The sequence below is a fragment of the Streptomyces sp. NPDC032940 genome, assembly GCF_040636935.1.
Lineage (GTDB): Bacteria > Actinomycetota > Actinomycetes > Streptomycetales > Streptomycetaceae > Streptomyces.
In genome coordinates this window covers 1-25,221 of sequence record NZ_JBEZVJ010000011.1, presented here as the reverse complement: position 1 = coordinate 25,221, position 25,221 = coordinate 1, and the positions used below count along the sequence as shown (strand labels likewise).

The window sequence follows — 25,221 nt, the reverse complement described above, 5'->3', positions numbered from 1 at the left end:
TCCGGTCAGCGGGCCGGCGCCGGCTCGCCCAGGCGCCCGTCCCGTACCTCGGTGACCCGGTCGGCGGCGGTCAGATGGGCGTGGTCGTGGGTGACCAGCACGGTGGCGGTGCCCCGCTCACGGGTGAGGCGGGTGAGCAGGCGGACGACGGCGGCGCCCCGCTCGTGGTCGAGGGCGCTGGTGGGCTCGTCGACCAGCAGCACCCCGGGCTCGTTCATCAGGGCACGGGCGATGTTGACGCGCTGGCGCTGGCCGCCGGAGAGCTGGTGGGGGCGGCGGCCGGCCCGGTCCGCGAGACCGACGGCGTCGAGGAGGTCCAGCGCCCTGGCCCGGGCGGCGCGGGGGCTGCGGCCGTCGATGTGGGCCATGACCTGGAGCTGTTCGGCCGCCGTGAGCGACGGCAGCAGGTTGGGCTGCTGGAAGACGATCCCGATGCGGCGCCGGCGCAGGCCGGCCAGCTCGCCGCGGCTCATCCCGGCGGTGTCGGCGCCGTCGACGGTGACCGTGCCGGCGTCGGGGGTGACGAGGGTGGCGGCGACGGCCAGCAGGCTGGACTTGCCTGATCCGGAGGGTCCGACGACGGCTGTGAGGCTGCCGCGCGGGACGTGCAGGGTGACCCGGTCGAGGGCGGTGAGCCGCCCGTCGCCGTCGGGGTAGGTCAGGGTGACGTCGGTCAGGTGCAGGCTCATCGGGCGCTCCCCAGGGCGGTCAGCGGGTCGACGGAGGTGATGCGGCGGACGGCGAGTGCCGCCCCGAGAGCGCCGAGCAGGATCATCACGGCGGCCGGGACGAGGACGGTGGCGGGTGCCAGGTCGAACGGCACCGCGCCGGAGAGCGCCGTACCGGTCGCGACGGCGGCGGCGGTCCCGACGAGGGTCCCGCCGGCCAGCAGGATCACGGCCTGCCCGAGCGCGTCGCGCAGCAGCCCGGCGGTGGTGGCGCCGAGGGCCTTCAGGACGGCGATGTCACCGCTGCGCTGGATGGTCCAGACGGTGAAGAAGGCGCCGACGACCAGGGCGGAGATGGCGAACAGGAAGCCGCGCATCAGTTGCAGGGAGCCGTTCTCCGAGGGGTAGGAGCCGATCGCGGACAGCGAGCCGTCCTTGGTGACGGTCTCGGTGCCGGCCGCCCGGTCCGTGGCCGCGAGGTCGGCGTCGGGGCCGGTGTCCAGGGCGATCACCGTCGCGGTGGGGCCGTCGGCGGCGCCGGTGGGCGGGGCGATCGCCTGCCAGGTGCGCAGGCTCGTCCACACCACCGGGGTGTGGCTGAAGGAGGCGTCGCCCTCGGCCGCGGCCACGGTGAGCCGCCGGCCGGCGAGGGTGACGGTGCCGCCCGCGCCGACACCCAGCTCCTCGGCGGCGGCGGTGGACAGCACCGCCGTACGGTCGTCGAGGCGCTCGCCGGCGGGGGCGAGCGGAGAGCCCGGCCGGACGCCGAAGACGGACACGCCGGTGCTGCGGTCGCCGGCGCCGGCGCGAGTGGTGGTGATGCCGAGGGGTTCGGCGCTGCGGACGCCGGGGGCGGCGGCCCATCGGCGCCACTGGGTCTCGGTGACGGTGGAGTCGGCGTACGACAGGTCCTGGCCGGCGCCCGGCGCGGCGAAGGCGATCCGGTCGGCGGGCAGGGACATGACGGCGGAGACGTTCTCCCGGGCCAGGCCCGCGGTCAGTCCGGACAGCAGCCCGACCAGCAGGGTGATCAGTACGACGACGGTGCCCATCAGGGCGAACCGGCCCTTGGCGAACGTCAGGTCTCTCAAGGCGACAAACACGTCTGCGCCCGGCCTTTCGAAGCGGCGTGGTGGAGGGGATGTCGCCGTGGTGCCGGCGACGTCCCCAGCGTCGTCGTCCGGCTGCCGGCCGGGCATCGGTCCTGAGCGGGCACTTCGCGGACCGGAGGGTGGAGGCCGGTCTCTCACTTTCGGCAGATGCCCGGCCAGCCGGGAGGTCCGTAGGCTGGAACGATCGTGAACGCGCTGACTCCCACCCCCCGCTCCCTGGCCTGGGCCATGCATCTGCTCATGGCCGGTCTGCTCGCCCTGGTGGCGCTGCGCGCGGTGGCGGACGGCCGGCCGCACGCGCCCGCCGTCGTCGCCGTCGCCGTGGTGCTGGGCGCGGTGTACGCCGTGGGTCCCGCGCTCCCCGCGGTCAGTGCCACCCGCCGGGCGGCGGCCCTGTGGCTGACGGCCGTCGGCGTGGTGTGGCTCCTGCTGCTGGCCCTGTCCGCCGAGGCGGTGTGGCTGGCGTTCCCGCTCTACTTCGTCCAGCTCCATCTGCTGCCGCGCCGGGCCGGACCGGCCGCGGTGCTCGGCACGGCGGTCGCGGCGATCACCGCCTTCGCCGTCCACGAGGACGCGTTCACCGCCGCCACCGCGATCGGCCCGGCCCTCGGTGCCGCCGTCGCCGTGGCGGTGGTGTGGGGCTACCAGGCGCTGTACCGGGAGAGCGAGCGGCGGCGCCGGCTGATCGAGGAGCTGACCGCCGCCCGCGCCGACCTGGCCGACGCCCAGCGTGCCGCGGGCGTCCTCGAGGAGCGCGAGCGGCTGGCGCGGGAGATCCACGACACCCTCGCCCAGGGGCTGTCGAGCATCCAGCTGCTGCTGCGGGCCGCCGAACGCGCCCTGCCCGACCGGCCGGAGCCCGCGGTCACCTACGTGGGCCAGGCCCGGCAGGCCGCGCTGGACAATCTCGCCGAGGCCCGCCGCTTCGTCGCCGCCCTCGCCCCGCCCGCGCTGGACGGCACTCCGCTGGCCGGAGCGCTGGAGCGGCTGTGCGCCACCACCGCCGACCGGCACGGACTCGACGTGCGGTTCCGCCTCGCCGGCCCGCCCCGCCCGCTGCCGACGGCGCGGGAGGTCGCCCTGCTGCGCGTCGCCCAGTCGGCCCTGGCCAACACCGTGGGGCACGCCCGGGCCGGCACGGCCGAGGTGACCCTGGGCTATCCCGGCGACGCCGTCGTCCTCGGTGTCGTGGACGACGGCGTGGGCTTCGACCCGGCCGCCGTGCGGGTGCCCGGCGTGGACGGCGGCGGGTTCGGGCTGGCCGCCATGCGGGCCCGCGTGCACGCCGTCGGCGGCACGCTCACCGTCGAGTCCGCACCCGGGCGGGGCACCGCGCTGTCCGCCCGGCTGCCCCTCGCCCCCACCGACGACGCCCCGGAGGACCGGCCGTGAACGAGACCGCCCCGACGCCCATCCGGCTGCTGCTCGCCGACGACCACCCCGTCGTCCGGGCGGGGCTGCGCGCGGTGCTGGAGACCGAGGAGGGCATCACCGTGGTCGCGGAGGCGGCGACCGCGGAGGAGGCCGTCGTCCGGGCCGGACGCGGTGACGTGGACGTCGTCCTGATGGACCTGCAGTTCGGCAGGGGCATGAACGGGGCCGAGGCCACGGCCGCCATCACCGCGCGCCCCGGTGCGCCGCGCGTCCTGGTCGTCACGACGTACGACACCGACGCCGACACGCTGCCCGCCATCGAGGCCGGTGCCACCGGGTACCTTCTCAAGGACGCGCCCCCGGAGGAGCTGGCCGCCGCCGTGCGCACCGCGGCGGCGGGGCGGACCACGCTCGCTCCCGCCGTCGCCGACCGGCTCATGATGCGGCTACGCGAGCCGCACACCTCGCTGACCCGCCGGGAGACCGAGGTCCTCGCGCTGGTCGCCGAGGGGCTGTCCAACCAGCACATCGCGGGCCGGCTGCATCTGACCGAGGGCACGGTGAAGTCCCATCTGGCCCGGGTCTACACCAAGCTGGGCGTCGACTCCCGCACGGCCGCGGTCGCCGCCGCCACCGGCCTCGGTCTCATCCGGCGCTGAGGCGGACTCAGCCCGCCTCGCCGCGCAGGCCCGCCAGTGCGGCGGCGGTGAGGGGCAGCGGGGCGTCGTCCGGGTCGACGAGGACGACGGCGCAGCCGGCCGCGTGCGTGAGCGCGCTGGTGAAGCTGCCGTCGGCGAACTGCGCGACGGGGCCGCGCGGGGAACGGCCGACGGCGACCGTGCGGGCGCGCACCTCGGCGGCGTGCCGGGCCAGCGCCCGGCCGGCCGCGGCGTGGTCGCCGACGCTGGTGAGGATCTGGCCGGTGGCCGCGACGCCGAGACCGGTCAGCCGCTCGAGGTGCGCGGTGACCGCCCTGGCGGCCTCGGTGTCGGTCTCCGTGTCGGCGGCCTGCTCCTCGACCACGGCGGTCTGCCGGACGTGGACCACTTCCAGGGGGCTTCCGGTGTCCCGGGCGAGGCGTGCCGCGGTGTCCACGATGCAGGCGGCCCGCTCGTGGGCGCCCACGGCGACGACGACGGGCGGTGTGCCGGTCGTGGCCGGGGTACCGACGGCGGTGAACACCGGCGCCGTGGGCTCGCCGCCCTCGGTGCCGGTCTCGGCGCGGCGCAGCAGGCTGTGGCCGCCGGCCAGCACGGGGACGGCGAGCAGGAAGGTGGCGGCGCCGAGGTAGAAGGGGACGCTCAGGTCGGTGGCGTCGGCGAGCTTTCCGGCGGCGTAGGGGGCGAGGCCGCCGCCGATGAAGCGCAGGAAGCCGTAGGCGGAGGACGCCACGGGGCGCTCGACGGGCGCCACGAGCATGACGGCCTGCGTGGTCAGGGTGTTGTTGATGCCGATGAAGGCGCCGCTGACGATGACCGCGACGATGACGGTGGTGGGGTCGGCGACGCCGGCCGCGATGACCGCCATGACGATGCCGAGGCCGAGCAGATTGGCGTACAGGACCGGGGCGGTGCCGAAGCGGGCCTGGAGGCGCGGGGCGAAGAAGACGCTGAAGGCGGCGACCAGCAGGCCCCAGCCGGTGAAGACGAGGCCGAGCTCGTGGGCGTCGAGCTCCATCGGGTACGGGGCGTAGCCCAGCATGGTGAAGAAGCCCCAGTTGTACAGCAGGGCCATGACGCCCATGGTGAGCAGGCCGCGGTGGCGCAGGGCCCGTAGCGGGGCGAGCGGTGAGGTGCGCTGCTTCGGCCTGGGCAGGTCGGGGACGAAGGCGAGCGTGGCGATCAGCGCGACGGCCATGAGGGCGGCGACGCCGTAGAAGGGGCCGCGCCAGCTGATGCCGCCCAGTTCCCCGCCGAGCAGCGGACCGACGGCGATGCCGAGGCCGAGGGCGGTCTCGTAGAGGATGATCGCGCCGCCGAAGCCACCGCTCGCGGAGGCCACGATGACGGCGAGTGAGGTGGCGATGAACAGGGCGTTGCCCAGTCCCCAGCCGGCGCGGAAGCCGACGATGCCGTCGATGGAGTCGGTGGCGCCCGCGAGGGCGGAGAAGACGACGATGATCGCGAGGCCGGCGACCAGGGTGCGCTTGGCACCGATGCGGCTGGATATCCAGCCGACGATCAGCATGGCCACGGCGGTGACGATCAGATAGCTGCTGAACAGCAGGGAGACCTGGCTGGGCGTCGCGTGGAGGCTCTCGGCCAGGGCGGGCAGGATCGGGTCGACCAGCCCGATGCCCATGAACGAGATCACGCAGGCGAACGCGACGGCCCAGACGGCCTTGGGCTGCCGGAACGGACTCGCTGCCTTGCCGTGCGGTGCACTCATGTGCGGTTCTCTTTCGGTGAGGACGGGAGGACAGGGAGGGAGGAGGCGGGAGGGGGAGGAGGGAACGGAAGGGGACGGCATTCGGTCAGGTGGTGTCGTGGTGGTCGCGGAGTACGCGGGCCAGGGCCAGGAGCGCGGTCGTGGTGGCCCGCTGTTCCGGTTCGGTCAGTTCGCCGACGAGCCGTCCGAGGGCCCGGGCGCGTTCGGCGCGGCGCCGGGTGAGGACTTCCTGGCCGGCGGCCGTGATCTCCACCAGCACACCCCGGCCGTCGCTGCGGTCCGCGACCCGGCGGACCAGGCCCGCGCGTTCCATCCGGGTGACGAGCTGGGTCATGTTGGGCTGGGTGACGCCCTCGCCCCGGGCGAGTTCGGTCAGCCGCCGGGGGCCTTCGCGGCTCAGCCGGGCCAGCGCCGAGGAGGCCGCGGTGCTCAGGCCGCCGGCCCGCGCGCTGCGGCGCACGTACCGGACGAGTTGCTCGACGGCGACGATCAGCTCCTCCGAGGAGGCGTCGGGCGCGCCGGGGCCCGAGACGGGCATGTCCATAAGCACATGATGCATTTAGATGTAGTGTGAAACAAGATTTCGGGGCGCACTCCGCCCCTCCCCCGGGTGGCGCCCGGCGCTTTTGCCTCACCTCGTCTCCGGGCACTCCTACGGGGTCGGGCGGAACAGGAGAGGGTGCGATGGACTGGCGGACGTTCGCCGAGGAGATGGCCGCGCTGGCGCGGGACCTGCTGGCCCAGGAGTCCGTGCGCGACACGCTGGAGCGGATCACCTCCTCGGCCACGGAGCTGGTCGAGGGCTGTGACGCCGCCGGCATCCTGCTGCTGCGCGGCAAGCGGGTGCAGTCGCTGGCACCCACCGAGCAGTTGGTGATCGACAGCGACCGGCTCCAGGAACGCGTCGGCGAGGGGCCCTGCTTCGACGCCGCGCGCACCTCGGTGGGCGAGCGGCATTTCCGCATCGCCGATTTCACCGACCCGGCGGAGCGCTGGCCCGCGTACGTGCCCGAGGCCCGCAAACTGGGCCTGGGCAGCATGATGGGGATCCTGCTGTTCACCGAGGACGAGGACCTCGGCGCGCTGAACTTCTACTCCCGCAGGCCCGGCGCCTTCACCGAGGCCAGCGAGACCGCAGGCTGGCTGCTGGCCTCGCACGCCGCGGTCGCCTTCTCCAGCGCCCGCACCCAGGCCCAGCTGGAGGAGGCCATCGGCACCCGGCACACCATCGGCGAGGCCATGGGCATCCTGATGGGCAGTCACCGTTTGACCGAGGACCAGGCCTTCGCGGCGTTGCGCCGCTACTCCCAGGACCACAACGTGAAGCTCCGCGACGTCGCCCGTCAGGTCTGCGAACGGGGCGGCCTTCCCTGATTCCGGCCCCTTCCGGCGATCACCCGACCCTGGCCGCCGAGGACGGCGACCGCCCGACGGACGAGGAGATCGTCTCCACCCTCCGGCTGATGGTCGCCGCGGGTCACGAGACGGTGATCCCACCGATCGTCGACGCCGTCGTGAACCTGTCCGCGCACCCCGGGCAGCGCGCCTGGTGCTGTCCGGCGAGGCGGACTGGTGGGCGGTGGCCGAGGGGACCATGCGGTACTCGGCCCCGGCCTCGCACGTCCTGATCCGCTTCGCGACCGAGGACGGGACGAGGCGGCGCCCGGACCGACGGCGGGCGCCTTCGACATCAGCCGCGTCTCGCAGAACCGGCACATCGCCTTCGGGCACGGCCCGCACGTGCGCCCCGGCGCGGCCTCGTCCCGCCTGGGGGCCGCGGCGGCGCTCCCCGCCCCCTGCGCACGCCACCCGGACCCGGACCCGGCGGTACCGTCTCCGAGCTCCGCCACAAGCCGGTGGCCACGCAGAACGACCACTTCGGGCTGCCGGTCCGGCTGGCCTGGACGGACCTGCGAGCCGGGGCCGCGTTTGTGCCGTTCCGTCCGGGTAACTCCGGAATTCCGGACGCCGGCCCGACGCGGCCTACGGCGTCGACGCTGCTGGACGGTGATTCCAGGAGGCGCGATGTGGAACCGTAAGCGCAGGAAGGGCCGCCGCCGGAACGCGCGGGCCGTTCCCATGGAGCTGTGCGATCTGTGCGCCCGGGTGTTCCCGGAGGAGGAGGCCGTGCGCGGCTATGTGCCGGACTCCTCCTCCGCGCCCCCCGCCCAGGAACGGTTCGACGGGCTCCGGCTCATCACCGCGTGCTGTGACGACCACTTCGACGTGGTCAAGGACGGCTATCAGGACCGGCCCTTCGTGGAGGAGGAACTCTGGGCGGCGAAGCTGACGCGGGCGCTGACCACGGGGCCGCCGGCGCTCTCCATGGACCAGCTCGCCTGCCGGACGGGCCTGCACGAGCCGCAGATCCGCCGCGCGATCGCCTGGCACAACGAGCAGATGCGCCAGCGGCAGCGCATGGACCCGTAGAACGGGCCGGCCCCGGGCGGCCGGGGCCGGGCGACGCGGCCTCGTCCTGCATTCGGCGGCTCCTGGCGGCGCGGACGGGTGCGCGTTCCGGGCGTCACGTTTGTCTCCGCCGTCCCCGGGTCACTCAGTTCCGCAACGGCGAGCCAGTCGAGGACCGCCCGAGGAGCACCCGTGAACCGGTACTGGCGCCCCTTCCTCCGCCTGTGGGACCGGTTGGCCGCGTCCGCTCTGGTCCGGCGCGGCCGGGAACTGGAGCTGATGCACCGGGCCATGGGCTTCGCCACGCTGGCCCTGGTCACCCTGGCACCGCTGCTGATCGTGGTGGCCGCCGCCGACCCCCTGGGGCGCGGCGGCTTCGCCTCCTGGCTGGCCGACGGCATGGGACTGTCCGGCCGGTCGGCCAAGGTGCTGACCGACATCATCAGCCCGCCGACCAAGGTGGTCGGCACCACGAGCCTGTGGGGTGGTATCGCCCTCGCGGTCTTCGGTGTGTCCTTCGCGGCCAGCGTGCAGAACGGCTACGAACGCATCTGGGGCCTGCCGTCCGGCCCCTGGCACCGCGTGTGGCGCCAGCTGACCTGGGTGATCGCCCTGACCGCGTACCTCTACCAGGAGGTGCAGACCCGGACCGCGTTGCACGGCTCGGCCCGGATCGCGCTGTCGACGGCGACCGGCATGCTGTTCTTCTGGTGGGGCCAGCACTTCCTGCTGGGCAGCCAGGTCCGCTGGCGGGACCTGCTGCCGGGCGCGCTGGCCACCATCGTGGGCCTGATCGGCCTGCGCGGCTTCTCCTTCCTCGTCTTCACCCCGCTGATCCTCGACAACGCGATCAGCTACGGCGCGGTCGGCATCGTGCTGGTGGTGGAGTCCTGGCTCATCGGGGTGGGGTTCGTCGTCTTCGGGGGCGCGATGGTCGGGCACTGGTTCTGCGAGCACCACTGGTGGACGCGGAACATCGACCGGGAGCGGTGACCGGGGTCTCCCGTCGCCCACGCCCGCCGGCCGGCGCCGCGGTGACGGCTCCCGCGACCGCCGCGGCCGGCGCGAGCGATCGGCGGTGGCGGGCGAGCCGGAACGGGAGGCTGCGGGGGGGGTGCGCCTCGTCCTCGAAGCGGCCGTGGGCGCCGTGGTCGGTGGACGGGGCGGCGTCGGCCGGCTCGCCGGGATGCCTTCTGTCCCGGCGGCGGACGCCGGGCCGCCCGGGCGCCCTCCGCCGGCCGGGAACCCGTGCTCAGCGTCCGCGCGCCGGGGGCGGGGCGGTGCTCCTGCGGGTCACCAGCCGGGTGGGCACGAGCGTCGTCCCCCGCTCCGGGCCCTCCTGGCGCATCTTGCGCAGCACGGCCTGCACGCAGAGCCGTCCCACCTCGGCGAAGTCCTGGTGGACGGTGGTCAGCGGCGGCAGGAAGGAGCCGGCCTCCGGGATGTCGTCGAACCCGATGACGCTGACGTCCTCGGGCACGCGCCGGCCGCTTTCGTGCAGGGCGCGCAGCAGGCCGAGGGCCATCTGGTCGTTGGCCGCGAAGACGGCCGTGCAGTCCTCGCGCGCGGCGAGTCCGAGGCCGGCCCGGTAGCCGGACTCCGCGGACCAGTCGCCCCGGGTGAGCGGCGGCGGTGTGCGGCCCGCCTCGGTGAGCGTCCGGCGCCAGGCGTCCGTGCGGCGCTGGGCGGCGAAGGAGTCCTCGGGACCGGCCAGGTGCCACACGGTGTCGTGCCCGAGGTCGAGCAGGTGCCGGACGGCCGCGCGGGTGCCGCCGGCCTGGTCGGTGTCGACGACCGTGTAGTGGTCGCCGGCGTCGGAGTCGACGACCACGACCTGGACGTGGGGCGGCAGCTTGACGGTGGCCGCGTCCAGCAGGTGGACCTCCATGATGACGATCACCGCGTCGACGGCGAGCTCCTCCAGCCGTGAGAACGCGCCCCGTACCTCGTCCTGGGTGGGCACGGCGACGGGCAGCAGCGTCACCGCGTACCCCTCGCTCGCCGCGGATGTCGCGATGGCCTCCAGGGTGCGCACGTTTCCCGTGGTGGACAGGGAGAAGGTGATGACGCCGATGGTGCGGAACTCGCCGCGCTTGAGCGCGCGGGCGGCGCTGTTGGGGCGGTACCCGAGCTCCTTCATGGCCGCCAGGACCTGCTGCCGGGTCTCCTCGGTCACCCCGGCGTAGCCGTTGGAGACCCGGGAGACGGTCTGCGAGGAGACTCCGGCCAGCCGGGCCACGTCCGCCATGGAGGCCGTGCGGTCCCGGCCGCGCCGGGCACGCGCGGGTGCGCTCGTCGGGGCTTCCTCAGCCGTGCTCACTCGCCGTCAGCCGCCTCTCTGTCGCTGCCGGGCCCGGTGCGAAAGGACCCTTGACCGTCGTCATCGGGGCAGTGTAGACATGCCGCCATCAGATGTTTACGTAAACATAACAGCCCGAGCGACTTTTCGCGGTGTGCGATGTTTACGCAAACATCGGCGAAGTTCCAGGACGTGGACGAGCGAGGAACGACATGACGACGCTGCACCCGCCGGCCGCCGCCGAGCCGCGGCCAGCACCGCCACCGACGAGGCGGGACCGCCGGTCCTGGACGGGGTGGGGCTTCCTCGGCCCGTTCGTGGCCGTCTTCGCCCTGGTCTTCCTCGCGCCGATCGCGTACTCGGTCTACCTCAGCCTCTTCCGCGACCAGCTCATCGGCGGGACGACCTTCGTCGGCCTGGACAACTACACCCAGGCCCTCCAGGACGACCGCTTCTGGGCCTCGCTCGGCCGGGTCGCGCTCTTCCTCGCCGTCCAGGTGCCCGTCATGCTCGGCATCGCGCTGCTGGTGGCGCTCGCCCTGGACAGCGGCCGCCTCTACGGCCGGGACTTCTTCCGCATCTCGGTCTTCCTGCCGTACGCCGTGCCCGCCGTGGTGGCCACCCTGATGTGGGGCTTCATGTACGGCACCCGCTTCGGACTCGTCGGCGACCTCGAGGACGCGCTGGGCGTCGGGCTGCCCGACCCGCTCTCCCCCGGCCTGGTGCTGGCCTCCATCGGCAACATCGTGACCTGGGAGTTCATCGGATACAACATGCTGATCTTCTACGCGGCCCTGCGGGTGATCCCGCACTCGCTGTACGAGGCCGCCGAGATCGACGGGGCCGGACAGATCCGCGTGATCACCGCCGTCAAGCTGCCGGCGATCCGCGGGGCGCTGGTCATCGCGACGATCTTCTCGATCATCGGCAGCTTCCAGCTCTTCAACGAACCGAACATCCTCCAGCCGCTGGCGCCCAACGCCATCTCCACCGACTACACGCCGAACTTCTACACGTACTCGCTGTCCTTCAACGGGCAGCAGCACAACTACTCCGCGACGGTCGCCATCGTCATGGGGCTGATCACCATGGCCATCGCCTACGTCGTCCAGCTGCGCGGCATGCGCAAGGGAGTGTGAAGCAGCGATGACCAGTCCTGCCGTCACCGTCTCCGACCGTCCCGCGCCCCCGCGGCCCGGCGCCCACCGAGCCGCGCCGAAGCTGCGCGCCGCCCGCCGCCGGTACTCCCCCGGCAGGCCCCGGCGCAGTGTTCTGCTGACCCTCCTCACCGGGCTGGTGGTGCTCTACAGCCTGGTGCCGTTGGTCTGGCTGGTCATCAGCGCCACCAAGACGCAGGAGGGCCTGTCGGACTCCTTCGGCCTGTGGTTCGACGGGGACTTCGCCCTGTGGGACAACATCACGCAGACGTTCACGTACGACGACGGCGTGTTCACCCGCTGGCTGCTGAACACCCTGCTGTACGTCGGGCTGGGCGCGGGCGGAGCCACCTTCCTCGCCGTCCTCGGCGGTTACGCGCTCGCCAAGTTCGAGTTCCCCGGCCGGCGCGGCGTCTTCGCCGTCGTCATCGGCGCGGTGGCGGTGCCGGGTACGGCGCTGGCGGTGCCGACCTTCCTGATGTTCAGCAAGATGGGGCTCACCGACACGCCCTGGGCGGTGATCGTCCCGTCGCTGATCTCGCCGTTCGGCCTGTATCTGATGTGGGTGTTCGCGAGCGAGGCCATCCCGGCCGAGCTGCTGGAGGCCGCCCGCATCGACGGCGCCGGCGAGGTGCGCACCTTCTTCCGGGTCGCCCTGCCGCTGCTCGCGCCCGGCATCGTCACCGTCCTGCTGTTCACCATGGTGGCGACCTGGAACAACTACTTCCTGCCGCTGATCATGCTCAAGGACCCGGACTGGTATCCGCTGACCCTGGGCCTGAACAGCTGGAACCAGCAGGCCCAGACCGCTGGCGGCGAGGCCGTCTTCAACCTGGTCGTCACCGGTTCCCTCATCACGATCCTGCCGCTGATCGCCGCGTTCCTGCTGCTGCAGAAGTACTGGCAGTCCGGACTGGCCGCCGGAAGCGTCAAGGAATAGCCCGGACGCCGCCTCCCCCGCGCTCCGTCTCCCCCACGTTCCGCTCCGTCTCCCCGACCCTCGACTGCGCCGGTCCCCGGCCACGAAGAAGTGGAAGCTCGCCCATGCACAAGCACTCGCGCCGCCTGCTGCGCGGCATCGGTCTCGTCTGCGCCCTCGCCCTCGGGGCGACCGCCTGCGGCGACGACGACGGCGGATCCAGCGGGAAGCCGGTCTCCCAGGAGGACGTCCAGGCGGCCCTGAAGAAGGGCGGCACCATCACCGTCTGGGCGTGGGAGCCCACACTGAAGCAGGTGGCCGCCGGCTTCGAGAAGGAGCACCCCGGCGTCAAGGTGAACCTGGTCAACGCGGGCACCAACAACGACCAGTACACGGCCCTGCAGAACGCCATGTCGGCGAAGAAGGGCGTGCCCGACGTCGCCCAGATCGAGTACTACGCGATGGGCCAGTTCGCCCTGACGGAGCAGCTCACCGACCTCAAGGGCTTCGGCGCCGAGAAGCTCGCCACCCGCTACTCGCCCGGTCCGTGGAACGGCGTGAAGGCAGGCGGCGACGGCGTCTACGCCCTGCCGATGGACTCGGGCCCGATGGCGCTCTTCTACAACAAGAAGGTCTTCGACACGTACGGCATCGACGTGCCCACCACCTGGGACGAGTACCTGACCGCCGCCCGCGACCTGCACAAGAAGAACCCGAAGGCCTACATCACCGCCGACACCGGGGACGCCGGCTTCGCCACCAGCATGCTCTGGCAGGCCGGTTCGCACCCCTACACGGTGAACGGCACCAAGGTCGGAATCGACTTCTCCGACGCGGGCGCCGCCAAGTTCACCGGCGTCTGGCAGAAGCTCATCGACGAGAAGCTGCTCGCCCCCGTCACCAGCTGGAGCGACGAGTGGTACAAGGGGCTCGGCGACGGCACCATCGCGACCCTCGCCATCGGCGCCTGGATGCCCGCCAACCTGGAGTCGGGCGTGAAGAACGCCTCCGGTGACTGGCGCGCCGCCCCGCTCCCGCAGTGGACGGCGGGTGACAAGTCCGCCGCCGAGAACGGCGGCAGCGCGCTCGCCCTGCCCGAGCTCGGCAAGAACGAGGCGCTGGCCTACGCCTTCGTCGAGTACGCGAACGCGGGCAAGGGCGTGCAGATCCGACTGGAGAACGGCGCCTTCCCGGCGACCACCGCCGATCTGCAGTCCACCGCCTTCCAGGACACGAAGTTCCCGTACTTCGGCGGCCAGCAGGCCAACAAGATCTTCGCCGAGGCGGCCGCGAACGTCGCCGACGACTGGTCGTACCTGCCGTACCAGGTGTACGCGAACTCGGTCTTCAACGACACCGTCGGCAAGGCCTACGTCTCCGGCACCACGCTCGCCGAGGGCCTCAAGGCCTGGCAGGACGCCTCGGTCAAGTACGGCAACGAGCAGGGCTTCACCGTCGAGCAGTAGCACCAGCACGCGATGCGGCGGCCCGCACGGGGCGGCGCGGCACCCGCGCCGCCCCCGCACCGCACGCACCACACCGGAAGGACCGCCATGATCTCCACCCTCCTGTCCCGCCTCCAGGGCGGACCGGACGGAGTGCCCGCCCCCCGTCTCGCCTTCGGCGCCGACTACAACCCCGAGCAGTGGCCCCGGGAGGTGTGGGAGGAGGACGTACGGCTGATGCGCGAGGCCGGCGTCAACGTCGTCTCCGTCGGCATCTTCTCCTGGGCCCGGATCCAGCCCGGCCCGGACACCTGGGACTTCGCCTGGCTCGACGAGGTCATGGACCTGCTGCACGAGAACGGCGTCGGCGTCGACCTGGCCACCGCCACCGCGTCCCCGCCGCCCTGGCTGACCACCGCGCACCCGGAGATCCTCCCGGTCACCGGCCGCGGGGAGACGCTGTGGCCGGGGGCGCGCCAGCACTGGCGCCCGACCTCCCCCGTCTTCCGGGAGCACGCCCTGCGCCTGGTCCGGGAGCTCGCGTCGCGCTACTGCGGCCATCCCGCGCTGGTGGCGTGGCACGTCAGCAACGAGCTCGGGTGCCACAACGTCTACGACTACTCGGACGACGCGGCCCGCGCCTTCCGGGACTGGCTGCGCGCCCGGTACACCACCCTGGACGCCCTCAACCACGCCTGGGGGACCGCCTTCTGGTCGCAGCGCTACAGCGACTGGGAGCAGATTCTCCCGCCGCGGCTGGCCGCCTCCCACCCGAACCCGACGCAGCAGCTGGACTTCAAGCGCTTCTCCTCGGACGCGCTGAAGGACCATCTGCGCGCCGAGCGGGCGGTGCTGCGGGAGCTGACGCCCGACGTCCCCGTCACCACCAACTTCATGGTGATGCCCGGCATCACGGGCATGAACTACGCGGACTGGGCGGGCGAGGTGGACTTCGTCGCCAACGACCACTACGTCGTCCCGCACCCGCAGGCCCGCGACGAGCTGTCCTTCTCGGCGAACCTGACCAGCGGCATCGCGGGCGGCCGGCCCTGGTTCCTGATGGAGCACTCCACCAGCGCCGTGAACTGGCAGCCCGTCAACCAGGCGAAGCTGCCCGGCGACATGGCCCGGGACTCGCTGACGCACGTGGCGCACGGCGCGGACGCGGTCTGCTTCTTCCAGTGGCGCCAGTCGGCGGCCGGCGCCGAGAAGTACCACTCGGCGATGGTGCCGCACGCCGGCGCGGACAGCGAGCTGTTCCGCGCGGTCACCGCGCTCGGCGCCACGCTGAGGACGCTCGCGCCGGTCGCCGGGAGCGAGCGGGAACCCGCCGAGGTCGGCATCCTCTTCGACTGGGAGTCGCGGTGGGCGAGCGAGCAGGACTCGCACCCGACCTCGATGCTCGACTACCACCAGGAGGCGCTCGACTGGTACTCCGCGCTGCTCTCCCTCGGCGTCCGCGCCGACGTGGTCACCACCGGCGCCGACCTGACCCGCCACCGGGTGCTGATCGCGCCCGTGCTGCACATGGTCCCCGCCGACCTCGCCAAGGAGCTCACCCGGTACGCCGAGCAGGGCGGTCATCTGGTCACCACGTACTTCTCCGGCATCGTGGACGAGAACGACCACGTCTGGCTCGGCGGTTACCCGGGCGCCCTGCGGGAGCTGCTGGGCATCCGCGTCGAGGAGTTCGGTCCGCTGCCCGCCGGGCAGACCGTCGAACTGGACGACGCGACCACCGGCTCCCTGTGGACCGACCACATCTCCTTCACCGCGCCCGGGACCGAGGTCCTCGCCCGCTACCGCACGGGCGCGCACGCGGGCCGCCCGGCCGTCACCCGCCGTCCGGCGGGCAGCGGTTCGGCCGCCTACGTCTCCACGCGGCTCGGCGCGGAGGGCCTCGCCTCGCTGCTGCCGCGGCTGCTGGCACCGGCCGGCGTGGCGAGCGACCTGCCCGCCGAGGTGCGCGGGCTGGTCGAGGCCACCGTGCGCCGCGGCCCCGGCGGGCGCTTCCTGTTCCTGGTCAACCGGACCGACGAGACCGTGACCGTCCCGGGGGTCACCGGGGAGGTCCTGGTGGGCGGCGCCGGTGACGGGGGCGCCGTGGTCCTGAGGCCGAGGGACGTCGCCGTCGTGCGCACGGACGCCGGCTGAGGCACGTCCCCGCCGGCCCCCCGCCCTGCAACACCCCTTGTCTCCCCGGAGCGGCACCCGTCCGCTCCGGGGCCGTCCCCTCCTGCCCGGAAACGGGCGGGAGGGGCCACCGCAGCGTCCACACCTTCCCGTTGGGAGCACTCGATGGCACGCCGTACCCGCAGCAGACGGCTTCTCACAGCCGCCGCGCTCACCGCCCTGGCCACCGGGGCCGCGCTGATCAGCGTCCCCGCACAGGCCGAGAACGCCACCGCCGCCTCCTCCGTCACCGTGCGGCCGGACCCGTCGTACCAGCAGGAGGAGTTCGAGGGCTGGGGCACCAGTCTGGTCTGGTTCGCCAACGCCACCGGCGCCTACCCGCCCGAGATCCGCGAGAAGCTGGCCCGGCTCCTCTTCGACGACGACGGCCTCGGGCTGAACATCGCCCGCTACAACATCGGCGGCGGCAACGCGCCGGACGTCGAGGACTACCTGCGCGCCGGCGGCGCCGTCGAGGGCTGGTGGAAGGCGCCCGCGGGCACCACCCGCGAGGACACCGGCTGGTGGAGCGCCGACGACCCGGCCGACTGGAAGGCGGACGCCGACGCCACCCAGCGCTGGTGGGTCGAGCGCATCAAGGGCGACATCGACCACTGGGAGACGTTCAGCAACTCGCCGCCCTGGTTCATGACCATCAGCGGCTACGTCTCCGGCGGCTTCGACTCCTCCGCCGACCAGCTGAGGACCGACTCGGTCGACGACTTCGCCGCCTATCTGGCCGGGGCGACCCGCAGACTTGAGCGGGCGGAGGGCATCGAGGTCGACACGGTCGACCCGTTCAACGAGCCCAACACCTCCTACTGGGGCACACAACTGGGCGCCGACGGCGAGCCCGTCGGCGGCCGGCAGGAAGGGGCCCACATCGGCCCCGAGCTCCAGCGCAAGGTCATCCAGGCCCTCGCCCCGGCGTTGAAGAAGGCGAAGGTGGGGGCGGACATCTCCGCGATGGACGAGACCAACCCGGGCACCTTCGCGAAGAACTGGAGCGCGTACTCGGCGGCCGACCGCGCCCTCGTCGGCCAGATGAACGTCCACACCTACGGCACCGGCCAGCGCACCACCGTGCGCGACCTCGCCAAGGCCGCCGGCAAGCCGCTGTGGATGAGCGAGGTCGGCGGCGACTGGGGCGACGGGCAGGACTTCGAGGACATGCGGCCCGGCCTCGGCCTCGCCCAGCAGATCGTCGACGACCTGCGTGAACTGGAGCCCCGCGCCTGGGTGTTCTGGCAGCCGGTCGAGGACTACGACAACATGAAGCCGGGCGGCGAGTCGGCGAGGGGCGGCAACTGGGGCAGCATCCAGATCCCGTTCGGCTGCACCGCGCGGGACACCCTGGAGACCTGCCCGATCCGGACGAACACGAAGTTCGACACGGCGCGCAACTTCACCCACTTCATCAAGCCCGGCGACCGGCTGATCAGGACGGACGACACCTCCAGTGCCGCCGCCGTCACCCGCGACGGCAAGGGCGCCTCGCTCGTCCACGTCAACCACACCACCGCGCCGCGCACGGTCACCATCGACCTGTCGAAGTTCCGTCACATCGGCCGCGGAGCCACCGTCACCCCCGTCGTGACCAGCGCCGACGGCAGGCTCGCCGAGCAGGCGCCGATCAAGGTCGCCGGTGGCACGGCCACCTTCACCGTTCCCGCGCAGTCCGTGACCTCCTTCGGGATCGAGGGCGTCTCCGGGGTCGCGAAGGACGCCCCGGCGCTGCGCAAGGGCCACTCCTACACCCTGACCGGCGTGCAGAGCGGCAAGTCCGTCACCGTCGCGGCGGACGGCACGAGCCTGGTCCTCGGTTCCGGTACCGCCGCGGACGCACAGCGGTGGCGGCTGAGCGCGGTGCGCCCCGGCAGCGGCGTCCGCGACCGCTACGTCTTCACCGACCCGGCGAGCGGCACGCGGCTGGCCGTCCGCGACGACGTCCCGATGGCCGAACCCGACACGGGCGGGCGGGACGCGGCCGCCGAATGGCTCCTGTCCACCACCGGCGACGGCACCTGGACGTTGGTCAACGCCGGCACGGGACGGCTGCTGGAGGTCGGCGGCCAGGCGACGCACGCGGGCGCGGCCGTCACGACCTGGCCGCCCAACTCCGGCGCCAACCAGCGCTGGACGGTGACGGACGTGTCGGCCGCCTGATCCGCCGTCCGAACGGTCCCGTCCGCCCGGCCGGCGGCGGTGCGGACGGGGCCGCCGCCGGATCGGCGGCCACGAGCAGCCGGAACGTCAACTCCTCTCCTATGTAACGCATATGACACGCCCTCAAGCCCGTACGATGATCGGGAACAGCGGCGAAGCCTCTTCCACCCGGACGACGGAGCGTGCCATGACGACGGACCATTCCCAGTCCCCGCACATCGACACCGGCCGGGCCCACCCCGCGCGGGTCTACGACTGGCTGCTGGGCGGCAAGGACAACTACCCCGTCGACGAGGCGGTGGGCGCGACGCTGCCGCCCGAGGCGCGCATCGGGGCGCTGCAGAACCGCGCGTTCATGAACCGCGCGGTGGCGCACCTCGCCGCGCAGGGCGTCGACCAGTTCCTGGACATCGGCACGGGAATCCCCACCGAACCCAACCTCCACCAGATCGTGCAGCGGACGGTACCCTCGGCCCGGGTCGTCTACGCCGACAACGACCCGATCGTGCTGCGCCACGCGGAGGCCCTGCTGGTCAGCACCCCGGAGGGTGCCACGGACTACATCCAGGCCGATGTGCGCGAGCCGGAGGAGATCGTGCGGCGCGCCCGTGAGGTGCTGGACTTCGACCGGCCCGTCGCGCTGTCCCTGATCGCCCTGCTGCACTTCATACCGGACGACAAGGAGGCGTACGGCATCGTCCGCGGCCTGGTCGCCACGCTCCCGCCGGGCAGCCGTCTGATCCTCTCGCACGCCTCGAGCGACCTGTTCCCCGAGCTGGCGCGGCAGGTGCGCGACCAGTACGCCAGGGGCGGCATCCAGCTCGCCTTCCGCACCCGGGCGGAGGTGGCCCGCTTCTTCGAGGGGCTGGAGACGCAGCCGCCGGGGCTGGTCACCGCCACCGAGTGGTACGGCGCGGAGCAGGAGCCGCCCGCGGCGGAGGAGAGCGGCATCTACGCGGGCGTGGCGCGCCTGCCCTGAGCCGGGGCGCTGACCGGCGGCGCCGGCTCGGCGACGGCGCCCGTACAGTGGAGGGACCGGGACCGTCCGCGGCACACCAGGGCCGGGGGACGGTCCGTCCCGGCACGCACAGCACCGGAGCCCTCATGCACGACCCGTCCCCCGCACCGGACGACGGCTCCGGCACCCTGTTCGGCCTGGACGCCCTGCCGCCCGCGTCCCCGGCCGGCGCACCCGGCACCGGGCCCGCCGACCCTGACCCCGCTCCCCCTCCCGGTCCGCTGTTCCGGGACTCGGCCGCGGCCCGCCGGCTGCTGCCGGTGCGCGAGATCCACGCCGAGCCGGCCGCCGCGGCGTCCCCGCGCGGCCGACAGGTCCTCGCCCGGTACCCCGGGGCCCGGGTGGTCGAGGTCGACTCCCACTGGCGCATCCCCGGCCTGCACGGCAACGAGGGCAACGTCGAGCGCTGGGTGCGCGTCAAGGGCGAGACGCTCGTGCTGGGCGAGAGGAAGACGCCGGCCACGCGTCCCAACGGCCGCTCCGCGGACTGGATCGCGCCGGGCGCCTCCAACGGCTGTGCGATGGCCTGCGCCTACTGCTACGTGCCCCGGCGCAAGGGGTACGCGAACCCCGTCACCGTCTTCACCAACATCGACCGGATCATCGCCCACCTCGGCCGGCACATCGCCCGGCAGGGGCGGAAGACCGAGCCGAACCAGTGCGACCCCGAGGCCTGGGTGTACGACATCGGCGAGAACGGCGACTGCTCGGTGGACGCCCTGATCTGCGACAACACCGCGGATCTGGTGCACGCCTTCCGGCAGTGGCCGACGGCCAAGGCGTCCTTCGCCACCAAGTTCGTCAACCCGGACCTGCTCGCTCTCGACCCGCGGGGCCGGACCCGGATCCGCTTCTCGCTGATGCCGCCGGACGACTCACGGCTGCTGGACGTGCGCGCCTCCCCGGTCGCCGAGCGCATCGCCGCGGCGGGCGACTTCCTGGACGCCGGGTACGAGGTGCACTTCAACCTGTCCCCCGTGGTCGTGCGGCCCGGCTGGGAGGAGGCCTGGGCGGAGCTGCTGGGGCACCTCGACGACGTGCTCCCGGACCGGGTGAAGCGGCAGGCCGCGGCCGAGGTGATCATGCTGACGCACAACCGGGAACTGCACGGGGTCAACCTGGGCTGGCATCCGCGGGCGGAGGACGTGCTGTGGCGGCCGGACCTCCAGCAGGCCAAGCGCTCCGAGAACGGGGCGATCAACGTGCGCTACCGGGGCGGCGTCAAGGCCGACGCGGTCGCCCGGCTCCGGACCCTGGTCGCCGCGCACACGCCCTGGCTGCGCATCCGGTACGCGTTCTGACATCGACGACCGGTTAGGTAAGGCGATCCTAACCTCGGCTAGTGTGCTGTGTGCACCTGTCCACCCGGACGCACACCCCGTGGGAGTCGGCCTTGCCACACGCGATCGACACGACCGGAGAGCGGCCCGGCGCCGCCGTCGGCCAGGACTGGACCGAGGTCGGCTCCCGCGCCGAACTGCGCGAGCTGCTGGGCGAACCCTGGCCCGTCGTGATCGACAAGGTCCACGACCGGCTCACGGACGACGACCGGGACCTGCTGGCCCGCTCCCCCTTCTGCCTGGTCGCCACCTCCGACGCGGACGGCAACTGCGACGTCTCGCCGCGCGGCGACGCCCCGGGCTTCACGCACGTCCTGGACGCCGGGACCATCGCCCTGCCGGACCGGCCGGGGAACCGGCGGGGGGACACCTTCCACAACATCCTCGGGAATCCGCACGCCGGGCTGCTCTATCTGATCCCCGGCGGCAAGGAGGTGCTGCGGGTCAACGGCCGGGCCCGCACCCTGACCGACGCGCCGTTCTTCGACGCCATGGCCCGGGACGGGCAGCGCCCGGACCTGGCGCTGCTCTTGGAGATCGACGAGGTCTATCTCCACTGCCCGGCCTCTCTGAACCGGGCAGGGCTGTGGAAGTCCCGCCCGTCGAAGGCGACTTGAGAGGCTCCCCCAAGGGCTCGCCCGGACCCGGCCGACTCGGCCGGGAACAGCCTTGCACCCGGCGCTACCAGCACTCCTTAGGTTAGGCTAACCTTCACTGCGTGAGAACTGGTGAAGACGCAGCCGGCACCCCTCGTCTGCGGGGCCATGAGCTGTCGGCCACAGGCGTGACCGTGTCGTACGACGGGGTCGATGTCGTGCACGACGCGGCGGTCGGGCTCCGGCCCGGTGAAGTGACCGTCCTGGTGGGCCCGAACGGCAGCGGGAAGTCGACACTCCTGCGGACGATCGCCCGGCTGCAGCGCGCCCGCCGCGCCACGCTCAGCATCGACGGCACCACCGACGGTCTGGCGCTGACGGCCCGTGAGTTCTCCCGGCACGTCGCGTTGCTGACGCAGGGCCGGCCGACGCCCGGCGGGCTGACCGTGCGGGACGTGGTCGAGTTCGGCCGCTACCCGTACCGGGGACGCTGGGGGCGGCCGGATCCGGACGGTCCGGCCGCCGTCGACCGGGCGCTCGCGCTCACCGGCGTCGACGGCCTCGCCGACCGGGGCGCGGACCACCTGTCCGGCGGGCAGTTGCAGCGGGTGTGGCTCGCGAGCTGTCTCGCCCAGGAGACCGGCGTCCTGCTCCTCGACGAGCCGACGACCTACCTCGACCTGCGCTACCAGATCGAACTCCTCGACCTCGTCCGCGACCTGGCGGACATCCACGGCATCGCCGTCGGCGTCGTCCTGCACGACCTCGACCAGGCGGCGGCCGTCGCCGACCGGATCACGCTGCTCGAAGCGGGCCGGATCGTCGCCGACGGCCCGCCCGAGGACGTCCTGACACCGGAACGGCTCAGTGCCGTCTACGGCATCAGGATCGACGTCGACACCGACCCTCTCACCGGCCGGCTGCGCACCCGCCCGATCGGCCGCCACCACATACGCACCGAAAGGCTCGGCACCACCTCATGAGACGCCTCCTGCTCACCGCGGCCGCCACCACCGCCGCGGCGCTCACCCTCGCCGCCTGCGGCACCACCGAACCCGCCGCCGACAAGTCCGAGGACAAGGCCTCCGAGGCCATCACGCTCAAGGACGGCAAGGGCACCGAGGTGAAGCTCGACGGCCCGGCCACCAAGGTGGTCGCCACCGAGTGGAACGTCGTGGAGAGCCTCGTCTCGCTGGGTGTCGACCCGGTCGGCGTCGCGGACGTCAAGGGCTACCGGACCTGGGACTCCGCGGTCCCGCTGAAGAACGACCCCAAGGACATCGGCACGCGCGGCGAGCCGAGCATGGACACCATCGCCTCGCTCGCCCCCGACCTCATCGTCACCACCACGGACCTGCCGCCGGCCGCCGTGAAGCAGCTGCGCGAGGTCGCCCCGGTGCTCGAGGTGGTGTCCGCCGACGGCACCGGCCAGATCGACCGGATGCTGGAGAACGTCGACCTCATCGCCAAGGCCACCGGCACCACGGCCGAGGCCAAGACGCTCCGTGAGGGCTTCGAGGCGAAGGTCGCCGAGGGCAAGAAGGCTCTGGCCGATGCCGGGCTGGCCGGCAAGGACATCGCCTTCGCCGACGGGTACGAGGCCTCCAACCAGGTCTCGATCCGCCCCTACACGGCGACCTCGCTGCTCGGTGAGGTCAACGAGGCCGTCGGCCTGAACAACGCCTGGAAGGTGAAGGGCGACGAGGCCTACGGTCTCGGCGCCACCGACGTCGAGGGCCTGACCGCCCTGCCCGAGGACGTCCGGTTCGCCTACATCGGCAACGACGACGACCCAGCCGCCACCCCGTTCACCGGCACCCTGGCCGAGAACGCCGTGTGGAAGAACCTGCCGTTCGTGAAGGCCGGCGACGTGCACCGGCTGGACGACGGCATCTGGATGTTCGGTGGCCCCGGGTCGATGGAGGCGTACATCGACGCCCTCGTCGGCGCGCTGACGAAGTAGCGAGGCCATGGCCGTCACCGCAACCAAGACCGCCGCACGGCCGTCGGCGGCTCCCACGTCCCGGTCGGGCGCGGCCGCGGTGACGGCGGGGATCGTCCTGCTGGTCGCCGTGCTGGCCGTCGTCGACATCACCCAGGGCACGGCCTCCGTCGGACCGGGCGAGGTGTTCAAGGCCCTGACCGGACGGGCCGATCCGGGCGACGCGTCCGTGGTGATCTCCTCCCGGCTGCCGCGCATGACCGCCGGGCTCCTGGTCGGCGCCGTCCTGGGCATGGCCGGTGCCGTGCTCCAGGCGGTCAGCCGCAATGTGCTCGCCTCGCCCGACACCCTCGCGGTGAACGCCGGTTCGTACCTGGCGCTCGGGCTGGTCGCCGCCACCGGCGTGTCGCTGCCGGTGATCGCCTCCTCCGGCGTCGCCTTCGCGGGCGGCCTGGCGGCGGCGGCCGTCGTGCTCGGGCTGTCCGGCCTCGGCACGGGCACCGTCCGGCTGGTCCTCGCCGGCACGGCGCTGATGCTGGGCCTCAACTCCGTCACCGAGGGGCTGCTCCTGCTGTTCCCGCGGGAGACGGAGGGCCTGTACGCCTGGAACCAGGGCAGCATCGCCCAGAGCGGCTTCGACGGCGTCCTGCAGATGCTGCCGGTCGCCCTCGTCGGTCTTGCGGGACTGATGCTGACCGCCCGTCGGGTGGACGCGCTCGCCCTCGGCGACGACGCCGCCCGCGGCGTGGGCGTCCCGGTGCGGGCCACCCGCGTCACGGTCGTCGTCCTGGCCGCGCTGCTGTCGACCGCGGCGGTCACGCTCGCGGGGCCGATCGGCTTCGTCGGCCTGGCGGCGCCCGCCCTGGTGCGTCCGCTGGCCCGCCGGTTCCGCGGGTTCGCGCGCTCCCGTACGACACTGCCCGCGGCCGCGCTCACCGGCGCGGCCCTGGTGCTCGGATCGGACGTGCTGCTGCGGGCCCTGGTGCCGGACGACCTGTCGGTGGCCGTGCCCACGGGCGTCGTCACGAGTCTGGTCGGCGCCGTGTTCCTGGTCGTGATGGCACTGCGGCTGCGGGACACCGCGGGCTCCGGCCCGCCGGACCGGCTGCGCGTCCCGAGCCGGGCGGTTTTCCTGGCCACGGTCGCCGTCCTCGTGGCCGTCCTGGCCGACCTGGTCGTCGCCGCCGTGCTCGTGGGCGACAGCAAGCTGCTGCTCGGCGACGTCGTCAACTGGGCCCGGGGGAACGCCGGGCGGACCGTCTCCTTCGTCCTGGACACCCGGGTGCCGCGGGTGCTCGCCGCGCTCTGCGCGGGTGCGGCGCTCGCCCTGTCCGGCACGCTGGTGCAGGCGGTCACCCGCAACCCGCTGGCCGAACCGAGCGTGCTGGGCGTCTCCGGCGGGGCCGCGCTGGGCGCCGTGCTCCTGGTGACGACGGCGCCCCTGGCCGGCGGATGGGGCATCGCCGGAGCCGCGTTCGCAGGGGCCGCCGTCACCGCGGTCCTCGTCTTCGGGCTCGCCGCGCGGGGCGGCTTCCAGCAGAACCGGCTGGTCCTCGTCGGCATCGGCGTCGCCGCCGCCACGACGGCCCTGATCAGCCTGCTGATCGTGCTGACCGACCCGTTCAACGCCACCAAGGCGCTGACCTGGCTGTCGGGTTCCACCTACGGACGCCGCATGCCGGACGTGCTGCCGGTCGCGGTGGTGCTGGCCGTGGGCACGGTCGTGGCCGTGGTCCGGCGCACCGAGCTGGACCTGCTCTCCCTGGACGAGGACACGCCGCGTCTGCTCGGCCTGCCCCTGGGTCCGGGCCGCCTCGGCTTCCTGGTGCTGAGCGTGCTGCTCAGCGCGACCGCCGTGGCCTGCGCGGGCACCATCGGCTTCGTCGGCCTGGTGGCGCCGCACGCGGCACGTGCCCTGGTGGGCCGGCGGCATGTGCGGGTCGTCCCGGTGGCGATGCTGCTGGGTGCCGCACTGGTGTGCGCGGCCGATCTCCTGGGCCGCACGGTGATCGCCCCGGCCCAGCTCGGCGCGGGCCTCATGACGGCGGTCATCGGGACGCCGTACTTCCTGTACCTGCTGGTGCGCAGCAGGCGGTAGCCGCGGCGGAGGCCGTGGGCGGTCCACCGAACGACGCCGGGGAGCAGAAGGCCCGGTGGCGACGTTGACCGCCGCGTTGATGTCCCGGTCCAGGACGGCCCCGCACGCCCCGCACGTC

Annotated in this window: 21 protein-coding genes and 1 pseudogene; 17 read left to right on the top strand and 5 right to left on the bottom strand. The window is 73.2% G+C overall.

Going from position 1 to position 25,221, the window contains the following annotated elements; genetic code table 11:
• Nucleotides 1-5 precede the first annotated feature (5 nt).
• Nucleotides 6-689: an ABC transporter ATP-binding protein gene (locus tag AB0E77_RS16240; RefSeq protein ID WP_361570439.1), complete on the bottom strand. Its 684-nt coding sequence runs from the start codon at nt 687-689 to the stop codon at nt 6-8.
• Nucleotides 686-1,771: an ABC transporter permease gene (locus AB0E77_RS16235; RefSeq protein WP_361570437.1), complete on the bottom strand. Its 1,086-nt coding sequence runs from the start codon at nt 1,769-1,771 to the stop codon at nt 686-688. Before AB0E77_RS16235 ends, AB0E77_RS16240 begins: the two co-directional genes overlap by 4 nt.
• Nucleotides 1,772-2,008: 237 nt before the next feature.
• Between AB0E77_RS16235 and AB0E77_RS16230 the strand changes: the two genes are divergently transcribed.
• Both AB0E77_RS16230 and AB0E77_RS16225 read left to right on the top strand, forming a co-directional pair.
• Entirely contained in the window at nt 2,009-3,172 is a 1,164-nt protein-coding gene (locus AB0E77_RS16230) for a sensor histidine kinase (protein WP_361570863.1), read from the top strand.
• Nucleotides 3,169-3,813 carry a response regulator transcription factor gene (locus AB0E77_RS16225; RefSeq protein ID WP_361570434.1) on the top strand — a complete coding sequence of 215 codons (645 nt, stop codon included), beginning with the start codon at nt 3,169-3,171 and terminating at the stop codon, nt 3,811-3,813. Before AB0E77_RS16230 ends, AB0E77_RS16225 begins: the two co-directional genes overlap by 4 nt.
• A gap of 7 nt (nt 3,814-3,820) precedes the next feature.
• Here the strand turns inward: AB0E77_RS16225 and AB0E77_RS16220 are convergent, their stop codons facing one another.
• Nucleotides 3,821-5,542: an MFS transporter gene (locus AB0E77_RS16220; RefSeq protein ID WP_361570431.1), complete on the bottom strand. Its 1,722-nt coding sequence runs from the start codon at nt 5,540-5,542 to the stop codon at nt 3,821-3,823.
• An 85-nt stretch (nt 5,543-5,627) separates the two neighbouring features.
• Nucleotides 5,628-6,101: a MarR family transcriptional regulator gene (locus AB0E77_RS16215; protein ID WP_361570429.1), complete on the bottom strand. Its 474-nt coding sequence runs from the start codon at nt 6,099-6,101 to the stop codon at nt 5,628-5,630.
• A gap of 125 nt (nt 6,102-6,226) precedes the next feature.
• Here AB0E77_RS16215 and AB0E77_RS16210 point away from each other — a divergent pair, with 125 nt between their 5' ends.
• The 4 genes and pseudogenes from AB0E77_RS16210 (at nt 6,227) to AB0E77_RS16195 (ending at nt 8,944) form a co-directional block, all read left to right on the top strand.
• Nucleotides 6,227-6,916, top strand: a complete 690-nt coding sequence (locus AB0E77_RS16210; protein ID WP_361570427.1) for a GAF and ANTAR domain-containing protein — start codon at nt 6,227-6,229, stop codon at nt 6,914-6,916.
• A gap of 32 nt (nt 6,917-6,948) precedes the next feature.
• A pseudogene (locus tag AB0E77_RS16205) lies at nt 6,949-7,440 on the top strand (cytochrome P450); the annotation flags it as partial.
• A 127-nt stretch (nt 7,441-7,567) separates the two neighbouring features.
• The gene (locus AB0E77_RS16200) at nt 7,568-7,972 is read left to right on the top strand and encodes a hypothetical protein (protein WP_361570424.1); all 405 of its coding nucleotides are present in this window, start codon (nt 7,568-7,570) and stop codon (nt 7,970-7,972) included.
• Nucleotides 7,973-8,143: 171 nt separating this feature from the next.
• The gene (locus AB0E77_RS16195; protein ID WP_361570421.1) at nt 8,144-8,944 is read left to right on the top strand and encodes a ribonuclease BN; all 801 of its coding nucleotides are present in this window, start codon (nt 8,144-8,146) and stop codon (nt 8,942-8,944) included.
• A gap of 259 nt (nt 8,945-9,203) precedes the next feature.
• Here AB0E77_RS16195 and AB0E77_RS16190 read toward each other — a convergent pair whose 3' ends face one another.
• Nucleotides 9,204-10,271 (bottom strand): LacI family DNA-binding transcriptional regulator, encoded by a 1,068-nt coding sequence (locus AB0E77_RS16190; RefSeq protein WP_361570418.1) that lies wholly within the window; start codon nt 10,269-10,271, stop codon nt 9,204-9,206.
• 191 nt (nt 10,272-10,462) lie between these two features.
• Between AB0E77_RS16190 and AB0E77_RS16185 the strand changes: the two genes are divergently transcribed.
• The 11 genes from AB0E77_RS16185 to AB0E77_RS16135 all read left to right on the top strand — a co-directional run bounded on the left by AB0E77_RS16185 (nt 10,463) and on the right by AB0E77_RS16135 (nt 25,103).
• Nucleotides 10,463-11,389 carry a sugar ABC transporter permease gene (locus AB0E77_RS16185; RefSeq protein ID WP_361570415.1) on the top strand — a complete coding sequence of 309 codons (927 nt, stop codon included), beginning with the start codon at nt 10,463-10,465 and terminating at the stop codon, nt 11,387-11,389.
• Nucleotides 11,390-11,396: 7 nt separating this feature from the next.
• Nucleotides 11,397-12,347: a carbohydrate ABC transporter permease gene (locus AB0E77_RS16180; protein WP_361570412.1), complete on the top strand. Its 951-nt coding sequence runs from the start codon at nt 11,397-11,399 to the stop codon at nt 12,345-12,347.
• A gap of 104 nt (nt 12,348-12,451) precedes the next feature.
• Entirely contained in the window at nt 12,452-13,792 is a 1,341-nt protein-coding gene (locus tag AB0E77_RS16175; protein WP_361570409.1) for an extracellular solute-binding protein, read from the top strand.
• Nucleotides 13,793-13,879: 87 nt separating this feature from the next.
• On the top strand, nt 13,880-15,925 hold the full coding sequence (locus tag AB0E77_RS16170; RefSeq protein WP_361570406.1) for a beta-galactosidase: 2,046 nt from the start codon (nt 13,880-13,882) through the stop codon (nt 15,923-15,925).
• 144 nt (nt 15,926-16,069) lie between these two features.
• Nucleotides 16,070-18,109, top strand: coding sequence for a glycoside hydrolase (locus tag AB0E77_RS16165; RefSeq protein ID WP_361570403.1), 2,040 nt, complete (start codon nt 16,070-16,072; stop codon nt 18,107-18,109).
• A 187-nt stretch (nt 18,110-18,296) separates the two neighbouring features.
• On the top strand, nt 18,297-19,088 hold the full coding sequence (locus tag AB0E77_RS16160) for an SAM-dependent methyltransferase (RefSeq protein ID WP_361570400.1): 792 nt from the start codon (nt 18,297-18,299) through the stop codon (nt 19,086-19,088).
• Nucleotides 19,089-19,213: 125 nt separating this feature from the next.
• Complete coding sequence (locus AB0E77_RS16155; protein WP_361570397.1) at nt 19,214-20,428, top strand: spore photoproduct lyase family protein; 1,215 nt, start codon at nt 19,214-19,216, stop codon at nt 20,426-20,428.
• 92 nt (nt 20,429-20,520) lie between these two features.
• A complete protein-coding gene (locus AB0E77_RS16150) occupies nt 20,521-21,084 on the top strand; it encodes an MSMEG_1061 family FMN-dependent PPOX-type flavoprotein (protein WP_361570394.1) in 564 nt (187 codons plus the stop codon).
• A gap of 101 nt (nt 21,085-21,185) precedes the next feature.
• A complete protein-coding gene (locus AB0E77_RS16145; RefSeq protein WP_361570392.1) occupies nt 21,186-22,046 on the top strand; it encodes an ABC transporter ATP-binding protein in 861 nt (286 codons plus the stop codon).
• On the top strand, nt 22,043-23,026 hold the full coding sequence (locus tag AB0E77_RS16140) for an iron-siderophore ABC transporter substrate-binding protein (protein ID WP_361570389.1): 984 nt from the start codon (nt 22,043-22,045) through the stop codon (nt 23,024-23,026). Before AB0E77_RS16145 ends, AB0E77_RS16140 begins: the two co-directional genes overlap by 4 nt.
• 7 nt (nt 23,027-23,033) lie before the next feature.
• Nucleotides 23,034-25,103 carry an iron ABC transporter permease gene (locus AB0E77_RS16135; RefSeq protein WP_361570386.1) on the top strand — a complete coding sequence of 690 codons (2,070 nt, stop codon included), beginning with the start codon at nt 23,034-23,036 and terminating at the stop codon, nt 25,101-25,103.
• Nucleotides 25,104-25,221: the final 118 nt, after the last annotated feature.